At 43.5% G+C, this 18,928-nt stretch carries 14 protein-coding genes; all 14 read left to right on the top strand.

Features of this window, described 5'->3' with window-relative positions:
* Positions 1-63: 63 nt before the first annotated feature.
* Positions 64-3,387 (top strand): DNA polymerase III subunit alpha, encoded by a 3,324-nt coding sequence (dnaE, locus tag HCJ54_RS07440; protein WP_187137182.1) that lies wholly within the window; start codon positions 64-66, stop codon positions 3,385-3,387.
* A gap of 211 nt (positions 3,388-3,598) precedes the next feature.
* Entirely contained in the window at positions 3,599-4,474 is an 876-nt protein-coding gene (gene accD, locus HCJ54_RS07435) for an acetyl-CoA carboxylase, carboxyltransferase subunit beta (protein ID WP_187137181.1), read from the top strand.
* Positions 4,464-5,420 carry an acetyl-CoA carboxylase carboxyltransferase subunit alpha gene (locus HCJ54_RS07430; RefSeq protein ID WP_185409199.1) on the top strand — a complete coding sequence of 319 codons (957 nt, stop codon included), beginning with the start codon at positions 4,464-4,466 and terminating at the stop codon, positions 5,418-5,420. Before accD ends, HCJ54_RS07430 begins: the two co-directional genes overlap by 11 nt.
* Positions 5,421-5,718: 298 nt before the next feature.
* The gene (gene pfkA / locus HCJ54_RS07425) at positions 5,719-6,678 is read left to right on the top strand and encodes a 6-phosphofructokinase (protein WP_036066729.1); all 960 of its coding nucleotides are present in this window, start codon (positions 5,719-5,721) and stop codon (positions 6,676-6,678) included.
* A 238-nt stretch (positions 6,679-6,916) separates the two neighbouring features.
* Entirely contained in the window at positions 6,917-8,674 is a 1,758-nt protein-coding gene (pyk, locus tag HCJ54_RS07420) for a pyruvate kinase (RefSeq protein WP_185409198.1), read from the top strand.
* Positions 8,675-9,321: 647 nt separating this feature from the next.
* Positions 9,322-9,702, top strand: a complete 381-nt coding sequence (locus HCJ54_RS07415) for an FxsA family protein (protein WP_185409197.1) — start codon at positions 9,322-9,324, stop codon at positions 9,700-9,702.
* Between the two features lie 123 nt (positions 9,703-9,825).
* On the top strand, positions 9,826-10,287 hold the full coding sequence (locus HCJ54_RS07410) for a DUF441 domain-containing protein (protein ID WP_036066815.1): 462 nt from the start codon (positions 9,826-9,828) through the stop codon (positions 10,285-10,287).
* 64 nt (positions 10,288-10,351) lie between these two features.
* Positions 10,352-11,473, top strand: a complete 1,122-nt coding sequence (gene citZ, locus HCJ54_RS07405; RefSeq protein ID WP_036066731.1) for a citrate synthase — start codon at positions 10,352-10,354, stop codon at positions 11,471-11,473.
* Between the two features lie 22 nt (positions 11,474-11,495).
* On the top strand, positions 11,496-12,764 hold the full coding sequence (gene icd, locus HCJ54_RS07400) for an NADP-dependent isocitrate dehydrogenase (RefSeq protein WP_185525180.1): 1,269 nt from the start codon (positions 11,496-11,498) through the stop codon (positions 12,762-12,764).
* Positions 12,765-12,914: 150 nt separating this feature from the next.
* Positions 12,915-15,542 (top strand): DNA polymerase I, encoded by a 2,628-nt coding sequence (polA, locus tag HCJ54_RS07395; RefSeq protein WP_187137180.1) that lies wholly within the window; start codon positions 12,915-12,917, stop codon positions 15,540-15,542.
* 21 nt (positions 15,543-15,563) lie between these two features.
* Complete coding sequence (mutM, locus tag HCJ54_RS07390) at positions 15,564-16,385, top strand: DNA-formamidopyrimidine glycosylase (protein WP_187137179.1); 822 nt, start codon at positions 15,564-15,566, stop codon at positions 16,383-16,385.
* A gap of 9 nt (positions 16,386-16,394) precedes the next feature.
* Complete coding sequence (gene coaE, locus HCJ54_RS07385; RefSeq protein ID WP_187137178.1) at positions 16,395-16,991, top strand: dephospho-CoA kinase; 597 nt, start codon at positions 16,395-16,397, stop codon at positions 16,989-16,991.
* Between the two features lie 56 nt (positions 16,992-17,047).
* On the top strand, positions 17,048-17,512 hold the full coding sequence (gene nrdR / locus HCJ54_RS07380; RefSeq protein ID WP_036066737.1) for a transcriptional regulator NrdR: 465 nt from the start codon (positions 17,048-17,050) through the stop codon (positions 17,510-17,512).
* Positions 17,513-17,527: 15 nt separating this feature from the next.
* Positions 17,528-18,928, top strand: a complete 1,401-nt coding sequence (locus tag HCJ54_RS07375) for a DnaD domain protein (protein WP_187137177.1) — start codon at positions 17,528-17,530, stop codon at positions 18,926-18,928.

Here is an 18,928-nt window from a genome sequence, read left to right as displayed (position 1 = left end):
TTCTTTTTATGCGCACAACCGATATAATAGAGAGGAGAGTATCTAGGAGAGGAGTGAAGGATAATGGAATTTGTTCATTTACAAGTAGCGAGCGCGTACGATTTGTTGTCTAGTACGGCTGCTATTGATGGGATTATTGAGAAAGCACAACAATTTCATTATCCAGCTGTTGCGATTACCGACCATAACGTGATGTATGGTGTCATCGAATTTTATCAAAAATGTCGTGCTGCAGGAATCAAGCCATTGATTGGCATGACGATCTCGGTGGAAGGTGTAACCCAGCCGCTTGAGACTTACGAGTTGCTCCTACTCGCTAAAACAACGCAGGGCTACCGCAATCTACTAAAAATTTCAAGCGCCATCGAAACACGAGACGAGCAGAAACTCCCCCTAAAATGGCTGGAGTCTTACCGGGAAGGTTTGTTGCTGTTCTCGCCTGGAGAAGCAGGAGAAATTGAACAACTGATTCGCCAAGGTTTACAGGAAGATGCTCGTTTCGTTGTTGCTAAATGGCGTGAAATCGCGGGTGAAGATAACTTTTACATGACTTTGCAAAAAGAGAACCCAGCTTACGAAACGATTCGTGATTTTTGTGAAGTAGCTCAGATTCCGGCTGTTGCGACTAAAAATGTTCATTATCTAGAACCAAAAGGGGTTCGTAGCGCAGAAATATTACGTGCGATCCGAGATAATGAAACGGTGTCGTGGCATCATTTACCGTTGTCTGGAGGCGCGTATTTCGCTGGACCTGGAGAAATGGAAAGCCTATTTATAACCCCATTTGAAAAAGAAGCACTCGCATTAACTAGCAAAATTGCAGAGATGTGTGAAGTAGATATTGCGATGGATCAACATTTACTGCCGAAATTCCCGCTAGCACAAGGTTTTGAAGCTGGTCCAGTTTTGAAAGATTTATGCTATGAAGCTTTGAAAAAAAGGGTGGATAGTCCGGACGCAACGTATTGGCAGCGCCTGGATTATGAATTGAAAGTGATTCAAGATATGGGCTTTTCTGATTATTTCCTGATCGTATGGGACGTTATGAAATATTCACGGGAAAATGGTATTTTAACCGGTCCAGGTCGTGGATCTGCCGCAGGATCTCTTGTTTCTTTCGTATTACAAATTACGGATGTTGATCCTATTCGATATCAGCTACTGTTTGAGCGATTCCTTAATCCCGAGCGAATTAGTATGCCTGATATTGACTTAGATTTTCCAGATAATCGTCGCGATGAGGTCATTTCTTACGTCGTCGCTAAATATGGAACACAACACGTCGCGCAAATCGGCACATTTGGAACGCTCGCTGCGAAGGCTGCGATAAGAGATACTGCGCGAACTTTTGGCTTAAATTCAGTGCAATTGTCCGATTGGTCGAAGCTCATTTCGCGAGAACTGGGCATGACGTTGACAAAAGCACACGAACAATCCACAGCACTGCAACGTCACATCGTCAGTTCCGAGCAGAACCAACTCATCTGGGAAATTGCTACCGAAATTGAAGGCTTACCGCGCCATATTTCCACGCATGCCGCGGGAGTAGTAATAAGCGATGAACCACTCGTTGACCAAATCGCCTTACAAAAAGGGAGTGGGGACGCGCTTCTAACACAATTTGCAATGGGCGAACTCGAACAAATAGGACTTCTAAAAATGGATTTTCTCGGACTTCGCAATTTAACCTTACTTGATCGCACCTTGAAAAATGTCAATTACATTCGTGAAACACCGTTAACTTTACAAGACATACCATTAGACGACCCCAAAACGCTACAAATTTTTCAAAAAGGGGATACGACAGGGATTTTTCAGTTTGAGTCAGATGGTATCAGGCGCGTGTTAAAGCATTTACAGCCGACTTCGTTTGAGGATATTGTTGCGACGAATGCGCTTTACCGACCGGGTCCAATGGAACAGATCGATACATTTATTGCCCGCAAACATGGCAAGCAAGAAATTGTCTACCCACATCCTGATTTAGAGCCAATTTTAGGTGTTACTTACGGTATTATCGTCTATCAAGAACAAATTATCCAAGTCGCCTCACAAATGGCTGGATTTTCATTAGGCGAGGCTGACTTATTGCGCCGTGCCGTCAGTAAAAAAAAGGCAGATGTCTTAGAGCAAGAACGGATTCACTTTGTTTCCGGTGCAGTCAACAAGGGCTATACGCAAGCGAGCGCTGACCAAGTCTACGATCTCATCGTCCGCTTTGCCAATTATGGTTTCAATAGAAGCCATGCTGTCGCCTATTCCAAAATCGCCTTCCAACTAGCATATCTAAAAGCGAATTATCCAGCCGCTTTCATGGCTTCACTCTTGAGTGCTGTCATCGGAAACGACGATAAAATTAGCCAGTACATCGCCGAAGCAAAAAATTACGGCATTCCAATGCAAGGCCCATCGATCAATCGTAGTTACTACCATTTTCAAGTCGAAAATGACGCGATTCGCTTTAGTCTGCGTGTTATTCGGAAGGTGCCAAGTAAATTCGCACTAGCAATTGTAAACGAACGAAAAGGCGCGCCGTTCAAGGATTTCTTTGATTTTTGCGAACGAATGCCTCAAAAACAATTGACGAAGCAAGTCCTAGAAGCGCTTATTTATGCAGGATGCTTTGATGAATTTGGTAAGGATCGTGCAACGTATATCGCCTCGATGGACGCGGCACTTCAATATGTTAGCTTGTTAGGCGACGATGAAAAGGGCATAAACCTGTTCACAACGGATGATGAGCTGTTCCACAAAATGAAGCCGAAATACCGCGAAGCAAGTCCACTCGCGCTAGATACCAAGCTCGAAAAAGAAAAAGAATATGTCGGACAATATGTTTCGGCCCATCCTGTCACTTTTTATCAAGATAAATTAAAGTTGCTCGAAATCACTGCCTTATCACAAGTGAAGTCAGGAAAAATTTACAAAGTGGCAGCGTATATTCATGATATCAAAACAATTCGCACCAAAAAAGGCGAAGCGATGTGTTTTCTCACCATTAGTGATGATAGCCGCGAAATGAGTGCTGTCATGTTCCCTGAAACGTACCGGAAATACACAGACTTAGCCGAAAAAGGACTTATCGTACTGTTCCAAGCAAAAGTAGACCAACGAAACGGTGACTTGCAACTCGTTATCAACCAAGCAGAGAACGTCAAAGATATCGAGGTGCCAAAAAGGGCCTTTTTACGAATCAAAGAAGCGAGCCAATTAGAAGCGCTAAAAGCTATTTTACTCGCCAATCACGGAGATATACACGTGATATTGCATGATGAAGTAACGAAGCAAACCACCCAGTTGCAACCTAAATTCAGCATTAACGGCAGTCCAGAAACTGCAAAAGCAATCACGGAACTTCTAGGAGAAGGAAATTTCATCGTTCGTTAGCCTTTTAAAAAATAAAAAAAATATGGTATAGTAGTGTGACGTAATGTAAGGTCAAAATAAAAAAAGACAAAAGGGTTAAAAAATGCTAATATGGACAGTGGACGATAAAGTTTGATAAATAAACTACCGTTAACAAAGCGCGAGAAAGAGCCATTCATGTGTCTTAGAAGCGTTGGTAGAAAAGAGATTGTGTGTTAAGGGGGTTCATCCTTTGTTAGGAGATTTGTTTACGAAACCGAAAAAAAGGAAATATGCAACAATTCCTTCAGATGGCTCTAAGCCTGATGTTCCAGAAGGTATTATGACGAAATGTCCTTCATGTAAGAAAATAATGTACTCGAAAGAACTACAAAAAAACTTGAAGGTTTGTAGCTATTGTGGCTATCACCACTCGCTTGGGGCGCAAGAAAGAGTAGCGTATTTAGTAGACGCAGACTCGTTCCAAGAATTAGATAGCAATTTAACAACGGCAAATCCACTTGGGTTTGAAGATTATATGGACCGTATTGTAAAAGACAAAAAGAAAACGGATCTAAATGAGGCTATTCTAACTGGGACAGCGACGATTGAGACATTACCATTTGTTGTGGCTGTCATGGATTCCAGATTCCGGATGGCAAGTATGGGTTCTGTTGTCGGCGAGAAAATATTACGCGCTGTCGAAAAAGCGGATGAATTAGGCGTTCCTTTTGTTATTTTCACAGCATCAGGTGGTGCTCGTATGCAAGAAGGAATGGTATCACTCATGCAAATGGCGAAAACGTCTGCAGCCTTCAAACGATTCAGCAATCATGGTGGTCTAGCGATTTCGATTATGACGCATCCTACAACAGGAGGCGTGTCAGCAAGTTTTGCGTCACTGGGCGATTATAATTTTGCAGAACCGGGGGCGATGATTGGTTTTGCCGGGCGTCGTGTGATTGAGCAAACGGTTCGCGAAGACTTACCAGAGGACTTCCAAACAGCGGAGTTCTTATTAAAGCACGGCCAGCTTGATGAAGTCGTTTCCCGCCTTGATATGCGCGAAACACTGCGTTTCCTTCTAGATATTCACACAAAAAAGGAGGATTCGGCAAATGGCAAATGAACTAGAATTTGAAAAACCAATTTTGGAATTGCAAACAAAAATTGCCGATCTCAAAGAATATAACGAGAAATCCGACGTTGATTTGTCGAAGGAAATCGTGAAATTGGAAATTCGTCTTGGCAAGTTAGAGGACGCGATTTATGGAAACATGTCCGCATGGGATAAATTCCAAGTGGCGCGCCATCCAGAACGCCCAACGACACTAGACTATATTCCATTTGTATTCGATCAGTTTATGGAACTACACGGCGATCGTTATTTTGGTGACGATGCAGCTATTGTTGGCGGAGTAGCAACATTTAATGGCACACCAGTCACCGTTATTGGTCATCAACGTGGGAAAGATACGAAAGATAATTTGCATCGTAATTTCGGGATGCCGCATCCAGAAGGCTTCCGTAAAGCATTACGATTAATGAAACAAGCCAATAAGTTCGGACGTCCTATTATTTGCTTCATTGATACAAAAGGTGCCTATCCAGGTCGTGCCGCAGAAGAACGTGGACAAAGCGAAGCGATTGCGCGTAATCTTTACGAAATGAGCGACATGACTGTGCCGATTATTTCGATTGTTATCGGGGAAGGCGGAAGTGGTGGAGCCTTAGCGCTTGGTGTTGGGAACGAAATCTACATGCTTGAAAACGCCGTATTTTCCGTCATTTCACCAGAGGGTGCGGCAGCAATCCTTTGGAAAGATGCTAGCCTCGCGAAACAAGCAGCCGAATCGATGAAAATCACGGCAACTGATCTATTCGATCTAGGTATTACAGATGGGATTATCCCAGAAATACGTGGTGGAGCTCATCGCAATGTCGAGGAGCAGGCCGCACTCATTTCTGCCGTTATTCGTAAGAGTTTGAATGCCTTATCCGTGTTAGAAGGCGAGCAATTAGCCGATCAGCGGTATGAGAAGTTTAAAAAAATTGGTGTTTACGAAGAACTATAATTAAGCAAAAAACCGGTTGCTACAACTGGTTTTTTCTTGATTCATTCTGTTGACCTAGAAGTTTTACGGTTTGCAAAAAAATAAACCATCATGTTTGGTCTACGCTAGCGAAGGGTAATAAACCAATACCAATTCCTACTCGAAAGCAATTGGTATGCACCATTTCGGTTCCGAATTAATGAAAAGTTTCACAAAACATGAAAAAAGGACTAGATTCCTGCTTTCATTTTTGAGAAAAGTGATGTAGAATGTAACCATGTGATGAAAAATAATATTCATTGTTTGAGGTGGGATTTTGATGAAACGTATTGCAGTTTTAACAAGTGGTGGAGATGCACCAGGAATGAACGCTGCGGCTCGTGCCGTTGTGCGTAAAGGTATTTATGAAGGACTAGAAGTTTATGGTATCGATTATGGATTTCTTGGTCTAGTAAACGGAGATATCCATAAACTTGATTTAGGCTCTGTTGGAGATTTATTGCACCGTGGAGGAACTTTCCTTTACTCGGCGCGTTATCCTGAATTCGCGACAGAAGAAGGTCAATTAAAAGGTATCGAGCAATTGAAGAAATTCGGTATTGAAGGCCTTGTTGTTATTGGTGGCGACGGTTCTTATCATGGAGCTGAAGCGCTAACGAAACGCGGATTCCCAACAGTTGGTATCCCTGGAACAATCGATAACGATATTTCAGGAACTGATTTTACAATTGGTTTTGACACAGCTTTAAATACAGTGCTTGACGCGCTCGACAAAATTCGTGACACGGCAACAAGTCATGAACGTACTTTTATTATCGAAGTTATGGGTCGTGATGCTGGTGATATCGCACTATGGTCAGGTCTTGCTGGAGGGGCAGAAGCTATCATCGTTCCAGAGCATAATTTTGTAATGGAAGACGTAGTGGAACGCCTAAATAAAGGTCTTGCTCGTGGTAAAAAACATAGTATCATCGTCGTGGCAGAAGGTGTTATTTCTGGTAATGAATTCGCGAATCAATTAGCTGAATTTGGAGACTACCATGCTCGTGTAACAGTTCTAGGACATGTTCAACGTGGCGGTAGCCCAACTGCTTTTGACCGCGTATTGGCAAGTCGTCTAGGCGCGCGTGCTGTCGATTTATTAATGGAGAACCGTGGCGGTCTTGCTGTCGGTATCCAAAATAATAAGATCGTCGAAAATGATATCACGGAAGTTTTGAAACAAAAACACGTGATTGATAAAGAAATGTTTGATTTAGCAACAATACTATCCATTTAATACAACGGTAGAGGTTTCTAGTTTTGCATAACTTAGAAGCCTCTTCCTACGGATTAAAATGAAAATAGGCATGAAAACGGGCTACATAAAAGCGTGCCTAAAAAATAATGAAAAGTTTGGTCAACATGCACATAAATTCACAAAACCCTTATACGCTAGTGAAGTTACTGGTAAAATGGGGCGGATGAGTTTATAATAAGTAATGAATGAATAGGTATTCTTAGGAGGAGTATAAAAGATGAAAAAAACTAAAATTGTTTGTACGATTGGACCTGCAAGTGAAACGGTAGAAACATTAGTACAATTAATCGAATCAGGTATGAACGTATGTCGCCTTAATTTTTCACATGGTGATTATGAAGAGCACGGCGCGCGTATCAAAAATATTCGTGAAGCTGTCAAAATTACGGGAACAGAAGTAGCGATTTTACTTGATACAAAAGGCCCTGAAATCCGTACAAACGATATGGAAAACGGGAAATTAGAATTTGCAAAAGGGGACACTGTTCGCGTAGCAATGGAAGAAGTCCTTGGAACAAAAGAAAAATTCTCCGTAACATACACAGAACTATTTGATGACGTTGAAATCGGTTCAACGATTCTTTTAGATGACGGCCTAATTGGTCTTGAAGTAATCGAAAAAGACGCTGCCAACCGTGAACTAATAACAAATGTTCAAAACCCAGGCGTACTTAAAAATAAAAAAGGCGTGAACGTGCCAAACGTATCGATCAACCTACCTGGTATCACAGAAAAAGATGCGAACGATATCCGTTTCGGTCTAGAGCAAGGCATCGACTTTATCGCGGCATCATTCGTTCGTCGCGCAACAGACGTTCTTGAAATCACAAAAATCTTGGAAGAAAACAATGCAACACACGTTCAAATCATTCCTAAAATCGAGAACCAAGAGGGCGTTGACAATATCGACGAAATCTTGCAAGTATCTCAAGGTTTAATGGTTGCTCGTGGTGATCTCGGCGTTGAAATTCCAGCTGAAGAAGTTCCGATTGTTCAAAAACAATTGATCAGAAAATGTAATAAACTTGCAAAACCAGTTATTACAGCAACTCAAATGTTAGATTCGATGCAACGCAACCCACGCCCAACTCGCGCAGAAGCAAGTGATGTAGCCAATGCCATTTTTGATGGTACAGATGCGATCATGCTTTCTGGTGAAACAGCGGCTGGGGATTATCCAGTAGAATCCGTACAAATGATGACTAAAATTGCGCTACGTGCGGAAGAAGCATTAGTAGCTCAAGATAAATTCGCGCTGAAAGCACATCAAAACTCTGATATGACAGAAGCGATCGGCCAAGCGGTTGGTCACACAGCGCGCAACTTGAACGTACACACGATTGTTGCCACAACGCAAAGTGGACACACAGCACGCATGATCTCGAAATACCGTCCGAAATCACATATTTTAGCAGTGACTTTCAACGAGCGCGTATGTCGTGGACTTTCTCTAGTATGGGGCGTATACCCACGTCTAGCAGCACCGATTGCTAATACAGATGACATGTTCGACCTTGCAGTAAAAGAATCCCTAGCGTCAGGACTTGCGAAACAAGGCGATCTAATCATCATCACAGCCGGTGTTCCAGTTACAGAATCTGGTACAACGAACTTAATGAAAATCCAATTAATCGGTGATAAAGCTGTATCAGGTCACGGAATTGGTTCCACTTCTGTTATCGGACAAGCCGTAGTAGCGAAGTCTAATAAAGAAGCGTTAGAAAAAGCAGTAGAAGGTGGCATTCTGGTCGTGAAAACAACAGACAAAGAAATGTTACCAGCATTCGAGAAGAGTGCAGCCGTAGTTGTAGAAGAAGGCGGCCTAACTAGCCACGCAGCCGTTGTTGGAATCACACTAGGAATTCCAGTAATCGTAGGCGCAACAAACGCAACAGACCTTGTAAAAGACGGTGAAACAATCACAGTCGATGCACGCCAAGGGAATGTGTATAATGGAAAAACAGCAACACATTAATTGAAAAGCTGAAACAGCCCGTTACCTCCGAAAAAAACTGGAGCGGCCGCAGTAAAAAGCTGCTCTTGCTTTTTATGGAGGGCGTGAAGTTTTCGAGGAGGCGGCTGTTGAAGCTAGATCCGGAGGCGCGGGACACGATGCAGTACATGGATTACATGCTCACTACGTTCCCATGCATATTGAGGCTCTAACTCAGCAAAGTACGCTTCATAAGAGCCACAACAAAGCTGAAACAGCCCGTTACCTCCGAAAAAACTGGAGCGGCCGCAATGAAAACCCGAACTTGGTTTTTGTGGAGGGCGTGAAAGTTTCGAGGGGCTGGCTGTTGAAGCTAGATCCGGAGGCGCGGGACACGCCCCAATATAAAACCTTTCCACACCACAGAATAAAGATCACCATACCTCTTTGAAAAACTAGTGACAAACGTCTCTGCGCCTTTATTTGCCCGACAGGTATTCACTGCTCGGCGTTAGCGCTACTGATGATTATATGCTCACTACGTACTCTAGCATACCTAGGCTCTAATCAAGCAAGAGATGCCTCAACAAAGAACCAGATCAACTTCCTTCATCGGATTGATCTGGTTTTTAAATTCTCCCAAATTACGTTATAATGAAAGAAGTCACAAATGAAGGAGGTCCCACAAAATGAAAAAACTAATCTATTATTGGGGCGCGTACGGTTTCATCGAATTGCTTACCTATATCCTACTATTCCAATGGGTCGGTTTTTGGCCATTGTTTTTCATCCAGATTGCTTCGACAGCATTCGGGGTTTTCATCGTCAAACGATTATGGCGAGGTATTACCCAAAATATGCGGGAAGGAAAGGTGATGACTCCCTATTTACTCGACACAATTTGTCTGTTTTTAGCGGGACTTTTACTTGTTATTCCAGGAGTTCTCACATCAATAGGCGGACTGCTCCTGTTCCTGCCATTCGTGCGATCATGGATTAAACCGCGCATTAATCGTTGGATAGAGCGGCGAATGAGTCAAGGCAACTTTACCTATTTTGACATGAGGTAGCAAGTCATTGGCTTTTCTTATCTATTTCTAGATATACGATAAGTATCGCTTTACATTGTAGGGTGTGGGTATGCTATAATACAATTAATCTGACATTTTCTCAGAAGGAAAGGTTTGTTCTTCTTGTTTACAGAAAGTATGCTTTTTTTACTACTATTTCTCGGGCTCGGTTTACTAGCGAAGAATAACTCGCTGATCATTGCTGTTGCTATTGTTATATTACTGAAGTTGTTTCATGTGGATAGCAAGGTGATGGAGATGATTCAATCGAGGGGGATTAATTGGGGTGTGACGGTGATCACAGTCGCTATCCTAATTCCAATTGCGACGGGTCAAATTGGCTTTAAAGATTTGATTGATTCCTTTAAATCGGCAGCTGGTTGGATAGGGCTTTTCGCAGGAATTGCTGTTTCTATTTTGGCGAAAAAAGGTGTTGGCTATATGGCGGTGGACCCACAAGTGACGGTTTCACTGGTTTTTGGTACGATTTTAGCAGTCGTGCTATTTCGTGGTGTTGCAGCTGGACCGGTGATTGCGGCTGGCATTGCGTACGTACTTATGCAAGGTGTCGCTCTATTCAAATAACTTGTGAAGCGAAAACTTTACATAGCTGATAGTGCTAAATTTTATACTGTTAGGGGGAAAAATAATGACGGTTTCAAAAGGCTTAGAAAATGTATATGTGGCGGAGACGTCGATTAGTTCTATTTTAGATGACATGCTGACATATGTTGGTTATGGTATTGATGATCTGATGGAGAGTAACGCAACATTTGAAGAGGTCATTTATTTGCTTTGGCATTTACGTTTGCCGAACGCGGAGGATTTAGCTAAATTCACAAGTGAAATACGTGAAAATATGGCAGTTTCGGAGACAATTATTACGAGTCTGCGTTTGCAACATCACCAAAAATTGCATCCGATGAGTGTGTTGCGGACAACCGTTTCGATGCTTGGTGTTTTTGATACGGAAGCGGAAATGGATGATGGGGAAGCGGTTTATCGTAAGGGGATTCGTCTGCAAGCGAAGATGCCGACGATTGTGGCGGCGTTCTCACGGATTCGCCGAGGTCTTGATCCGATTCCACCACGCGATGATTTGAGTATGGCGGCGAACTTTTTGTATATGCTGACTGGAGAAGAAGCTGGTTACTTGGCGGTCGAGGCCATGAACAAAGCGCTTGTCCTACATGCGGATCATGAATTTAATGCTTCTACGTTTACGGCTCGCGTTTGTGTTGCGACGCTTTCAGATGTCTATTCAGGCGTTACAGCAGCAATCGGCGCGCTAAAAGGACCGTTACATGGTGGCGCAAATGAGCGTGTGATTGATATGATTGAGGAGATTAAAGAAAAAGGTCATGCCCGCGAATACATTCAAAATAAAATTGACAATAAAGAGAAAATCATGGGCTTCGGTCATCGTGTCTACCAAGGTGGCGATCCGCGTGCGATGCATCTGAAAGAGATGGCGCGTAAATTGACGGAGAAAAAGGGTGAGCCGGAGTATTATGCTATTTCTGCTGAGGTGGAAGAGGCAGTTTGGGAGTTCAAACATTTAAAGCCGAATGTCGATTTTTACTCGGCGTCTGTTTACCATGCGCTTGATATCGATCATGACTTATTCACGCTTGTTTTTGCGATGAGTCGTGTTTCTGGTTGGTTGGCGCATATCTTTGAACAATACCGTGATAACCGCTTGATTCGTCCGCGTGCAATATACGTTGGACCGGATTCAAGAGAATATATTCCTGTCACAGAACGGGACTAAAAATTGCGAGGAGGAAATTAATTTGACACAAGGTGAAAAAATTCAAGTAGTAAACGGTGCCCTACAAACACCAAATAATCCAGTTATTCCATTTATCGAAGGAGACGGTACGGGACCTGATATTTGGCGTGCGGCTCAGCGCGTATTGGATGCTGCCGTTGAAAAAGCTTATAATGGTGAGAAAAAAATCGCTTGGAAAGAAGTTCTAGCTGGTGAAAAAGCGTTTAATCAAACAGGGGAATGGTTGCCAAAAGCGACTTTAGATACGATCGATGAATTTCTTATTGCGATTAAAGGTCCACTCACAACGCCGATTGGTGGCGGGATTCGTTCGTTAAACGTGGCACTACGCCAAGAACTGGATTTATACGTATGTTTGCGTCCCGTTCGTTATTTTACCGGAGTACCTTCTCCAGTGAAGCGTCCAGAGGATACGGATATGGTTATTTTCCGTGAAAATACGGAGGATATTTATGCGGGCATCGAGTTTAAAGAAGGTAGCGATGAAGCGAAAAAATTGATTGCTTTTCTAAAAGATGAATTTGGCGTGAATAAAATTCGTTTCCCTGAAACTTCTGGAATCGGTGTGAAGCCTGTTTCCAAAGAAGGCACGGAACGCTTGGTTCGCGCGGCAATGGAATATGCGATCAAGGAGGGCCGTCAATCATTGACGCTAGTCCATAAAGGAAATATCATGAAGTTCACGGAAGGCGCTTTTAAAACGTGGGGTTACGACCTGGCAGAGCGCGAATTTGGCGATAAAGTTTTCACGTGGGCGGAGTATGATCGGATCGTTGAAACAGATGGTGTGGACGCGGCAAATGCGAAACAAGATGCAGCGCTTGCGGCAGGCAAAATCTTAGTGAAAGATTCGATTGCTGACATTTTCTTGCAACAAATCCTGACTCGTCCTGCTGAATTTGATGTAGTAGCAACGATGAACTTGAATGGGGATTACATTTCTGATGCGCTTGCGGCTCAAGTGGGCGGTATCGGTATTGCACCAGGTGCGAACATCAATTACCAAACAGGGCATGCCATTTTTGAAGCGACGCATGGTACGGCTCCAAAATATGCCAATCTTGATAAAGTGAACCCTTCGTCGGTTATTCTATCAGGAACGTTATTACTCGAGCACATTGGCTGGAGTGAAGCCGCGGAATTAATCATTAAATCAATGGAGAAAACGATTGCTGACAAGACGGTAACCTATGACTTTGCACGTTTGATGGATGGCGCGACAGAAGTGAAATGCTCTGCGTTTGCCGATGCGTTGATTCGCAATTTCTAATGCTGAATGAAACCGTGTTTTAAAAGGGGAGGAAGAACGTGATCCTGCGCTTTTAAAACCGGTTTTTTTGTGCGTTTACAATACGGGCACATTCGGTTTTTCTATGGTAAAATGGACATAATGAGCGCTAAATTTTGAGGAGGAATCCCTGTGAATAAAATGGTACTAATTGATGGAAATAGTATTGCGAATCGCGCTTTTTACGCGTTACCACTTTTGAGTAATGAGAAAGGTGTTTACACGAACGCGGTGTATGGCTTTGCAATGATGATTATGAATGTGTTGGAAAAAGAGCAGCCAAATCATGTTTTGGTGGCTTTTGATGCTGGGAAAACGACTTTTCGACATAGTCAGTATAAAGAATATAAAGGTGGGCGCCAAAAAACGCCGAGCGAGCTTTCGGAGCAGTTTCCGTTTATTCGTGAATTGCTGGATGCTTACTCGATTCCGCGCTATGAGTTACCGAATTATGAGGCGGACGACATTATTGGGACGATCACGAAACAAGCCGAAAAAGATGGCTTAGAGGTCGTTATCATTACCGGAGATCGGGATTTGACGCAACTTGCCAGTGAGAAAACGACGGTGTACATTACGAAAAAAGGGATCACCGATATGGAGCAAAACACGCCGGCCAGTCTGAAAGAAAAATACGATCTCACACCAGAGCAAATCATTGATATGAAAGGCTTAATGGGCGATTCATCGGATAATATTCCGGGTATTCCAGGCGTTGGTGAAAAAACAGCTTTAAAACTGCTACACCAATTCGGTACAGTAGAAGAAGTATTAGCCAATGCGGATCAAATTTCCGGTAAGAAACTTCAAGAAAAAGTAGTCGACAATAAGGAATCCGCAATCATGAGTAAGGAACTTGCCACTATCAATACCGATTCGCCGATTGAAATGAAAGTGACGGATACCAAATATGCCGGTTATGATATTGAAAAAGTGGTACCGCTGTTGAAAGAGCTCGGTTTTGCGACGATTTTAAAAAATATCCAAGGCGAATCCAGCGAGCCAGAAAAAGAACTCGAGAATATCACATTTGAAATTGTGCATGAAGTAAAAGCATCCCATTTGAGCGATAAAACCGCGCTATATGTGGAACTCGACAATGACAATTATCATACCGCACCGTTTATCGGCATCGCTTTTCACTCAGAAGCAGGCACTTTTTTTGCAACGGAGGATACAGTAAGGAAATCACCTGAATTGAAGAAATGGCTAGAAGATTCAAGCAAAGAGAAAGTCGTATACGATGCGAAAAAAACAATTGTTGGGCTTTCCAAATTTGATATTGCCGTAGATGGAATCGAATTTGATATCATGTTGGCATCTTACTTGCTGAACCCGTCGGACACTATTGATGATTTTGCGAGCGTTGCGGTTAGTCATGATTTTGACGCGGTTAAAACCGACGAACTCGTCTATGGAAAAGGTGCAAAACGCGAAATTCCAGAAGAAGCCATTGTCGCTGAGCATTTGGCGCGAAAAGTGGTTGCTGTTTCTGAACTCGAAAAGAAGATGCATACCGAGCTCGAAAACAATGAGCAACTTGGCTTGTTTGAAGATCTGGAATTGCCGTTATCGAAAGTTTTAGCGAAGATGGAAATGTACGGCGTCAAAGTGGATATCGCGCGTTTGGAAGATATGAAAGTAGAGCTAGCCGGTCGATTGAGCGAACTCGAAAAAACGATTCACGAATATGCAGGCGTCGAATTCAACATCAATTCACCGAAGCAACTCGGCGTAATTCTATTTGAAAATCTAGGGCTACCAGCGGAAAAGAAAACGAAGACGGGGTACTCCACATCTGCGGACGTACTCGAGAAGTTAGCGGGCGCACACCCGATCATAGAAAGCATTCTAATGTACCGCCAACTAGGCAAGCTCCAATCGACGTACATCGAAGGCTTGCTGAAAGTAACACACCAAGATACAGAAAAAGTTTACACGCGTTTCAACCAAACGTTGGCACAAACCGGTAGACTAAGCTCGGTTGATCCAAACCTGCAAAACATACCGATTCGCCTAGAAGAAGGTCGTAAAATCCGACAAGTATTTATTCCATCTGAACCAGGCTGGAAAATGTTTTCCGCGGATTATTCGCAAGTAGAGCTCCGCGTCTTAGCACATATTTCCGAAGATGAGAATTTGCAATATGCTTTTAAACACGACTATGATATTCATACAAAAACGGCAATGGATGTTTTCCATGTGGAGCAAGAAGCGGTAGATTCGCTGATGCGCCGCCAAGCAAAGGCCGTTAATTTTGGTATTGTGTACGGTATTAGTGATTACGGTTTGTCTCAAAACTTAGGAATTACTCGAAAAGACGCGCGCGATTTTATTGATCGTTATTTTGCAAGTTACCCTGGGGTGAAAGATTACATGGAGAATATCGTGCGTTCGGCGAAGGAAAAGGGCTATGTAGAGACGATTTTGCATCGCCGTCGTTATATTCCAGAAATTACAAGCCGGAACTTTAATGTTCGTGGATTTGCTGAGAGGACTGCGATGAATACGCCAATCCAAGGAAGTGCCGCCGACATTATTAAAAAAGCGATGATCCTCATGAACGACCGTCTTATCTCGGAGAAACTAGAAGCACGGTTGTTACTCCAAGTACACGATGAGCTGATTTTTGAGGCGCCTGAGAGCGAGATCGCGAAACTAGAAGAAATTGTTCCAGACGTCATGGAAAACGCCGTAGAGCTCTCTGTTCCGCTTAAAGTAGACAGTTCTTTCGGAGATACATGGTATGACGCTAAATAACATAAGTAAGGGGTTAAAAACATGCCAGAATTACCAGAAGTAGAAAATGTTCGGGCTACTCTCGCCGAACTTGTGGTAGGTAAGGAAATGGATCAAGTAACGGTTGGTGTTCCAAAGATGATTGTGGGGATGCCAGCCGAGCAGTTTATCGGCAACATGATCGGTCAAAAAATCGAAGGCGTTCGCCGTCGTGGCAAATTTCTACTCATCGATACAACGGACGGTACTTTACTGTCACACTTACGGATGGAAGGGAAGTATCGCCTTCATGATGCTACTGATCCAATCGATAAACACACACACGTCACCTTCCATTTTACGGATAACACCGAGCTACGCTATCTCGATGTCCGCAAATTTGGCACGATGGAACTCGTTCTCAAACATCAAGAAGGTCTCACAAAATCCATCCAAAAATTAGGACCAGAACCGCTCTCCGCAAGTTTTAAGAAAGGCGTTTTTGGAGAGAAACTAACAAAATCAGGGCGCGCTGTCAAAACCGTTTTGCTCGACCAAAGTCTTGTAGCGGGAATCGGCAATATTTACGCAGATGAAATTTGTTTCCAAGCAAAAGTGCTACCAGAGAGGCCGGCTAACACGCTTAAACCTGCGGAAATTAAACGATTATACGAGAGCACGAAAGCGATCATGACAGAAGCAGTTGCCCTCGGCGGTTCGACGATTCGGACGTATGTCAATTCACAAGGCAAGATTGGCGGTTATCAAGATAAGTTGCAAGTTTACGGCGAAAAAGGCAACCCGTGTCCTGTCTGTGGTACGCCGATTGTGAAAATCAAGCTAAACGGTCGTGGCACCCATTTTTGCCCGAAATGCCAGAAATAGGGGATGAATATGGCTTATATTATCGGTTTAACAGGAGGCATCGCCAGCGGGAAAACGACGGTTAGCAATATGTTAGCTGATGCCGGATTCCCGATCGTTGACGCGGACATCGCTGCCAGAAAAGTCGTTGCAAAAAACACGGAAGGCGCAAAGCTTATCCAAGCCGCTTTTGGAGAGGCGGTTTTTGGCAAAGATGGAGAGTTAGATCGCCCCAAATTGGGTGAGATTATTTTTCATGATTCGGAAAAAAGGGAGACCTTAAATGCGATTGTGCACCCGCTTGTGAGGCAATGGATGCTTGCAGAACGCGATAGGTTGATTGCTCGTGGTCACGAGGTTATCGTCTTTGATATTCCACTTTTGCTAGAAAGTAAACTGGAAGCGATGGTGGATACGATTGTCGTTGTTTATGTCGATGAACAGACACAGCTTGCGCGCCTGATGCAGCGAAATGATTTGTCAGAAAAAGACGCGAAAGCAAGGATATCCAGTCAAATGCCACTATCCGAAAAAATCAAACATGCCGACATCGTAATCAATAATGTGCATGGCTTGGTTGAAACAAAGCAACAAGTAGATGAGCTGATCCGCACTTTTTCAAAGTAGAAGGTTGTAGGCAAGTCGTGGTATACTGTTAAAAAGCAAGTAAGGAGTGGATGACAATGAAGTGCCCATCGTGTAAAGGTAATAACTCACGTGTCGTAGATTCAAGACCCGCGGATGATGGCAATTCCATTCGCCGACGCAGAGAATGTGAGGCATGCGGATTTCGCTTCACAACGTTCGAAAAAGTAGAAGAAAGCCCACTGATTGTTGTGAAAAAAGACGGTGTAAGAGAAGAGTTCGCTAGAGAGAAAATATTGCGAGGTCTCATTCGTGCTTGCGAGAAGCGCCCAGTTTCCGTCGAGCAACTAGAAGATGTTGTGAACGCTGTCGAACGCGAATTGCGCAGTATCGGTGAGAGTGAGGTATCCTCGCATTTGATCGGTGAGAAACTGATGGATAAACTGGCAACTTTAGACGAAGTAGCCTATGTGCGCTTTGCCTCTGTATATCGCCAGTTTAAAGATATTAGCGTTTTTGTAGATGAACTCAAAGAATTAATGGATAAGACAAAACAAGAGTAAGAAAGGTGAAGTAGCGTGGCAGAATTTTGGATGGAGTTACAGCCGGTCGACAGCTATCGTGTGAAAGCGAATGGCGTTTTGTCAGAGAAAGACCGCAAAATCTTGACTTTTTTATATCAACCACTGATGGGAGCCGAATGTCTAGCGCTTTATGACACGCTTGTGACCGAAGTGGAAGAGAATCGGCTCTGGTCCGAAAGTCACAGCCACACGCAGCTACTCAACCTGCTTGGCATCAGCTTGCCGAACCTTTTTCAAGCGCGTTTAAAATTGGAAGGATTGGGTTTATTGCGCAGTTTCGTGCAAACGGTCGGTGAATCCCGACATTACATATACGAAATGGCAGCACCGCTTTCCCCAGAACAGTTTTTTTCCGATGGCTTACTCAATATTTATCTATATAGCAAGATTGGTAATGCGCAGTATCAGCGTTTGCGTCGCTTCTTTTCTGATACACCGATGTCAGAGGATGGATTCGATGAAGTGACGCGCTCGTTTCAAGATGTTTTTGAGACATTTACAGGAAGTGAATTGCCGGTGACTACCGTCGAAAATGGGGAACCGGTTGGCCGAGCACAGTCACGTGGTTTGACGCTTGATGATAAGGCCTTCGATTTTGCCGTGATGATTCAAAGTTTGTCGCCAACGATGTTATCGCGAAATGCGGTGACCGAAGAAGTTCGCGCCTGCATCTTGAAGCTACATGCGATTTATGCGATTGAAGAGCTCGACATGGTACATTATCTGTATCGTTCTGTGCAAGCGGACGGCACACTCGATTTAGATTACCTACGTAAAATCGTGCGGGACGGCTACCAAATGCAGCACAATCGTTTGCCGGAATTAAAGGCGAAAACGGCGGCACCACCCGAGACGACAACCAAGCAAGAACTGCAAGAAGGTGCCTCTGATACGGAAGCATTGGCGTATTACTTGGAAAATGTGACTCCGTACCAATTAATGGTCGATATTAGCGATGGCGCTGTGCCTGCCGAAACCGACCTCAAAGTTATTGATGAAGTGATGGCGCAACAAAATTTGCCGATTCCAGTCATGAATGTGCTGATCGAATATGTGCTGCTTCGCCTAGATGGTAAAATCTCTAAAAACTATATGATGACCATCGCGGCTCATTGGAAGCGCAAAAAAGTGCAAACCGCAAAAGAAGCTATGGAGATGGCATGGGCGGAACATGAGAAGTACAAGAAACTTCAAGAAGAAGGTACACAGAAAGCGCCGAGCAATTATCGCAATAACAATCGTAAATTTAACCAGACAGGGCGTAAAGAAATTTTGCCTGATTGGTTTGATAAAGAAGAAGTGAAGCCTGTGGAAAAAGCGATGACAACTCGTGAGAAATCAACGCTTGATAAGCAAGTCGAAGAAATGAAAAAACGGTTGAAGGAAGGTAGGTGA

The sequence above is a fragment of the Listeria grandensis genome (assembly GCF_014322885.1).
GTDB lineage: Bacteria > Bacillota > Bacilli > Lactobacillales > Listeriaceae > Listeria_A > Listeria_A grandensis.
The sequence above is the reverse complement of the archived record's forward strand: the minus strand, read 5'-3'. Positions and strand labels throughout refer to the sequence as shown.

What these genes read in the sequence shown, in the direction of transcription:
- HCJ54_RS07415 (WP_185409197.1), top strand. Translation starts at nt 9,322, where the DNA reads ATGAAAAAACTAATCTATTATTGGGGCGCGTACGGTTTCATCGAATTG.
- dnaE (WP_187137182.1), top strand. Translation starts at nt 64, where the DNA reads ATGGAATTTGTTCATTTACAAGTAGCGAGCGCGTACGATTTGTTGTCT.
- citZ (WP_036066731.1), top strand. Translation starts at nt 10,352, where the DNA reads ATGACGGTTTCAAAAGGCTTAGAAAATGTATATGTGGCGGAGACGTCG.
- pyk (WP_185409198.1), top strand. Translation starts at nt 6,917, where the DNA reads ATGAAAAAAACTAAAATTGTTTGTACGATTGGACCTGCAAGTGAAACG.
- pfkA (WP_036066729.1), top strand. Translation starts at nt 5,719, where the DNA reads ATGAAACGTATTGCAGTTTTAACAAGTGGTGGAGATGCACCAGGAATG.
- HCJ54_RS07430 (WP_185409199.1), top strand. Translation starts at nt 4,464, where the DNA reads ATGGCAAATGAACTAGAATTTGAAAAACCAATTTTGGAATTGCAAACA.
- nrdR (WP_036066737.1), top strand. Translation starts at nt 17,048, where the DNA reads ATGAAGTGCCCATCGTGTAAAGGTAATAACTCACGTGTCGTAGATTCA.
- mutM (WP_187137179.1), top strand. Translation starts at nt 15,564, where the DNA reads ATGCCAGAATTACCAGAAGTAGAAAATGTTCGGGCTACTCTCGCCGAA.
- coaE (WP_187137178.1), top strand. Translation starts at nt 16,395, where the DNA reads ATGGCTTATATTATCGGTTTAACAGGAGGCATCGCCAGCGGGAAAACG.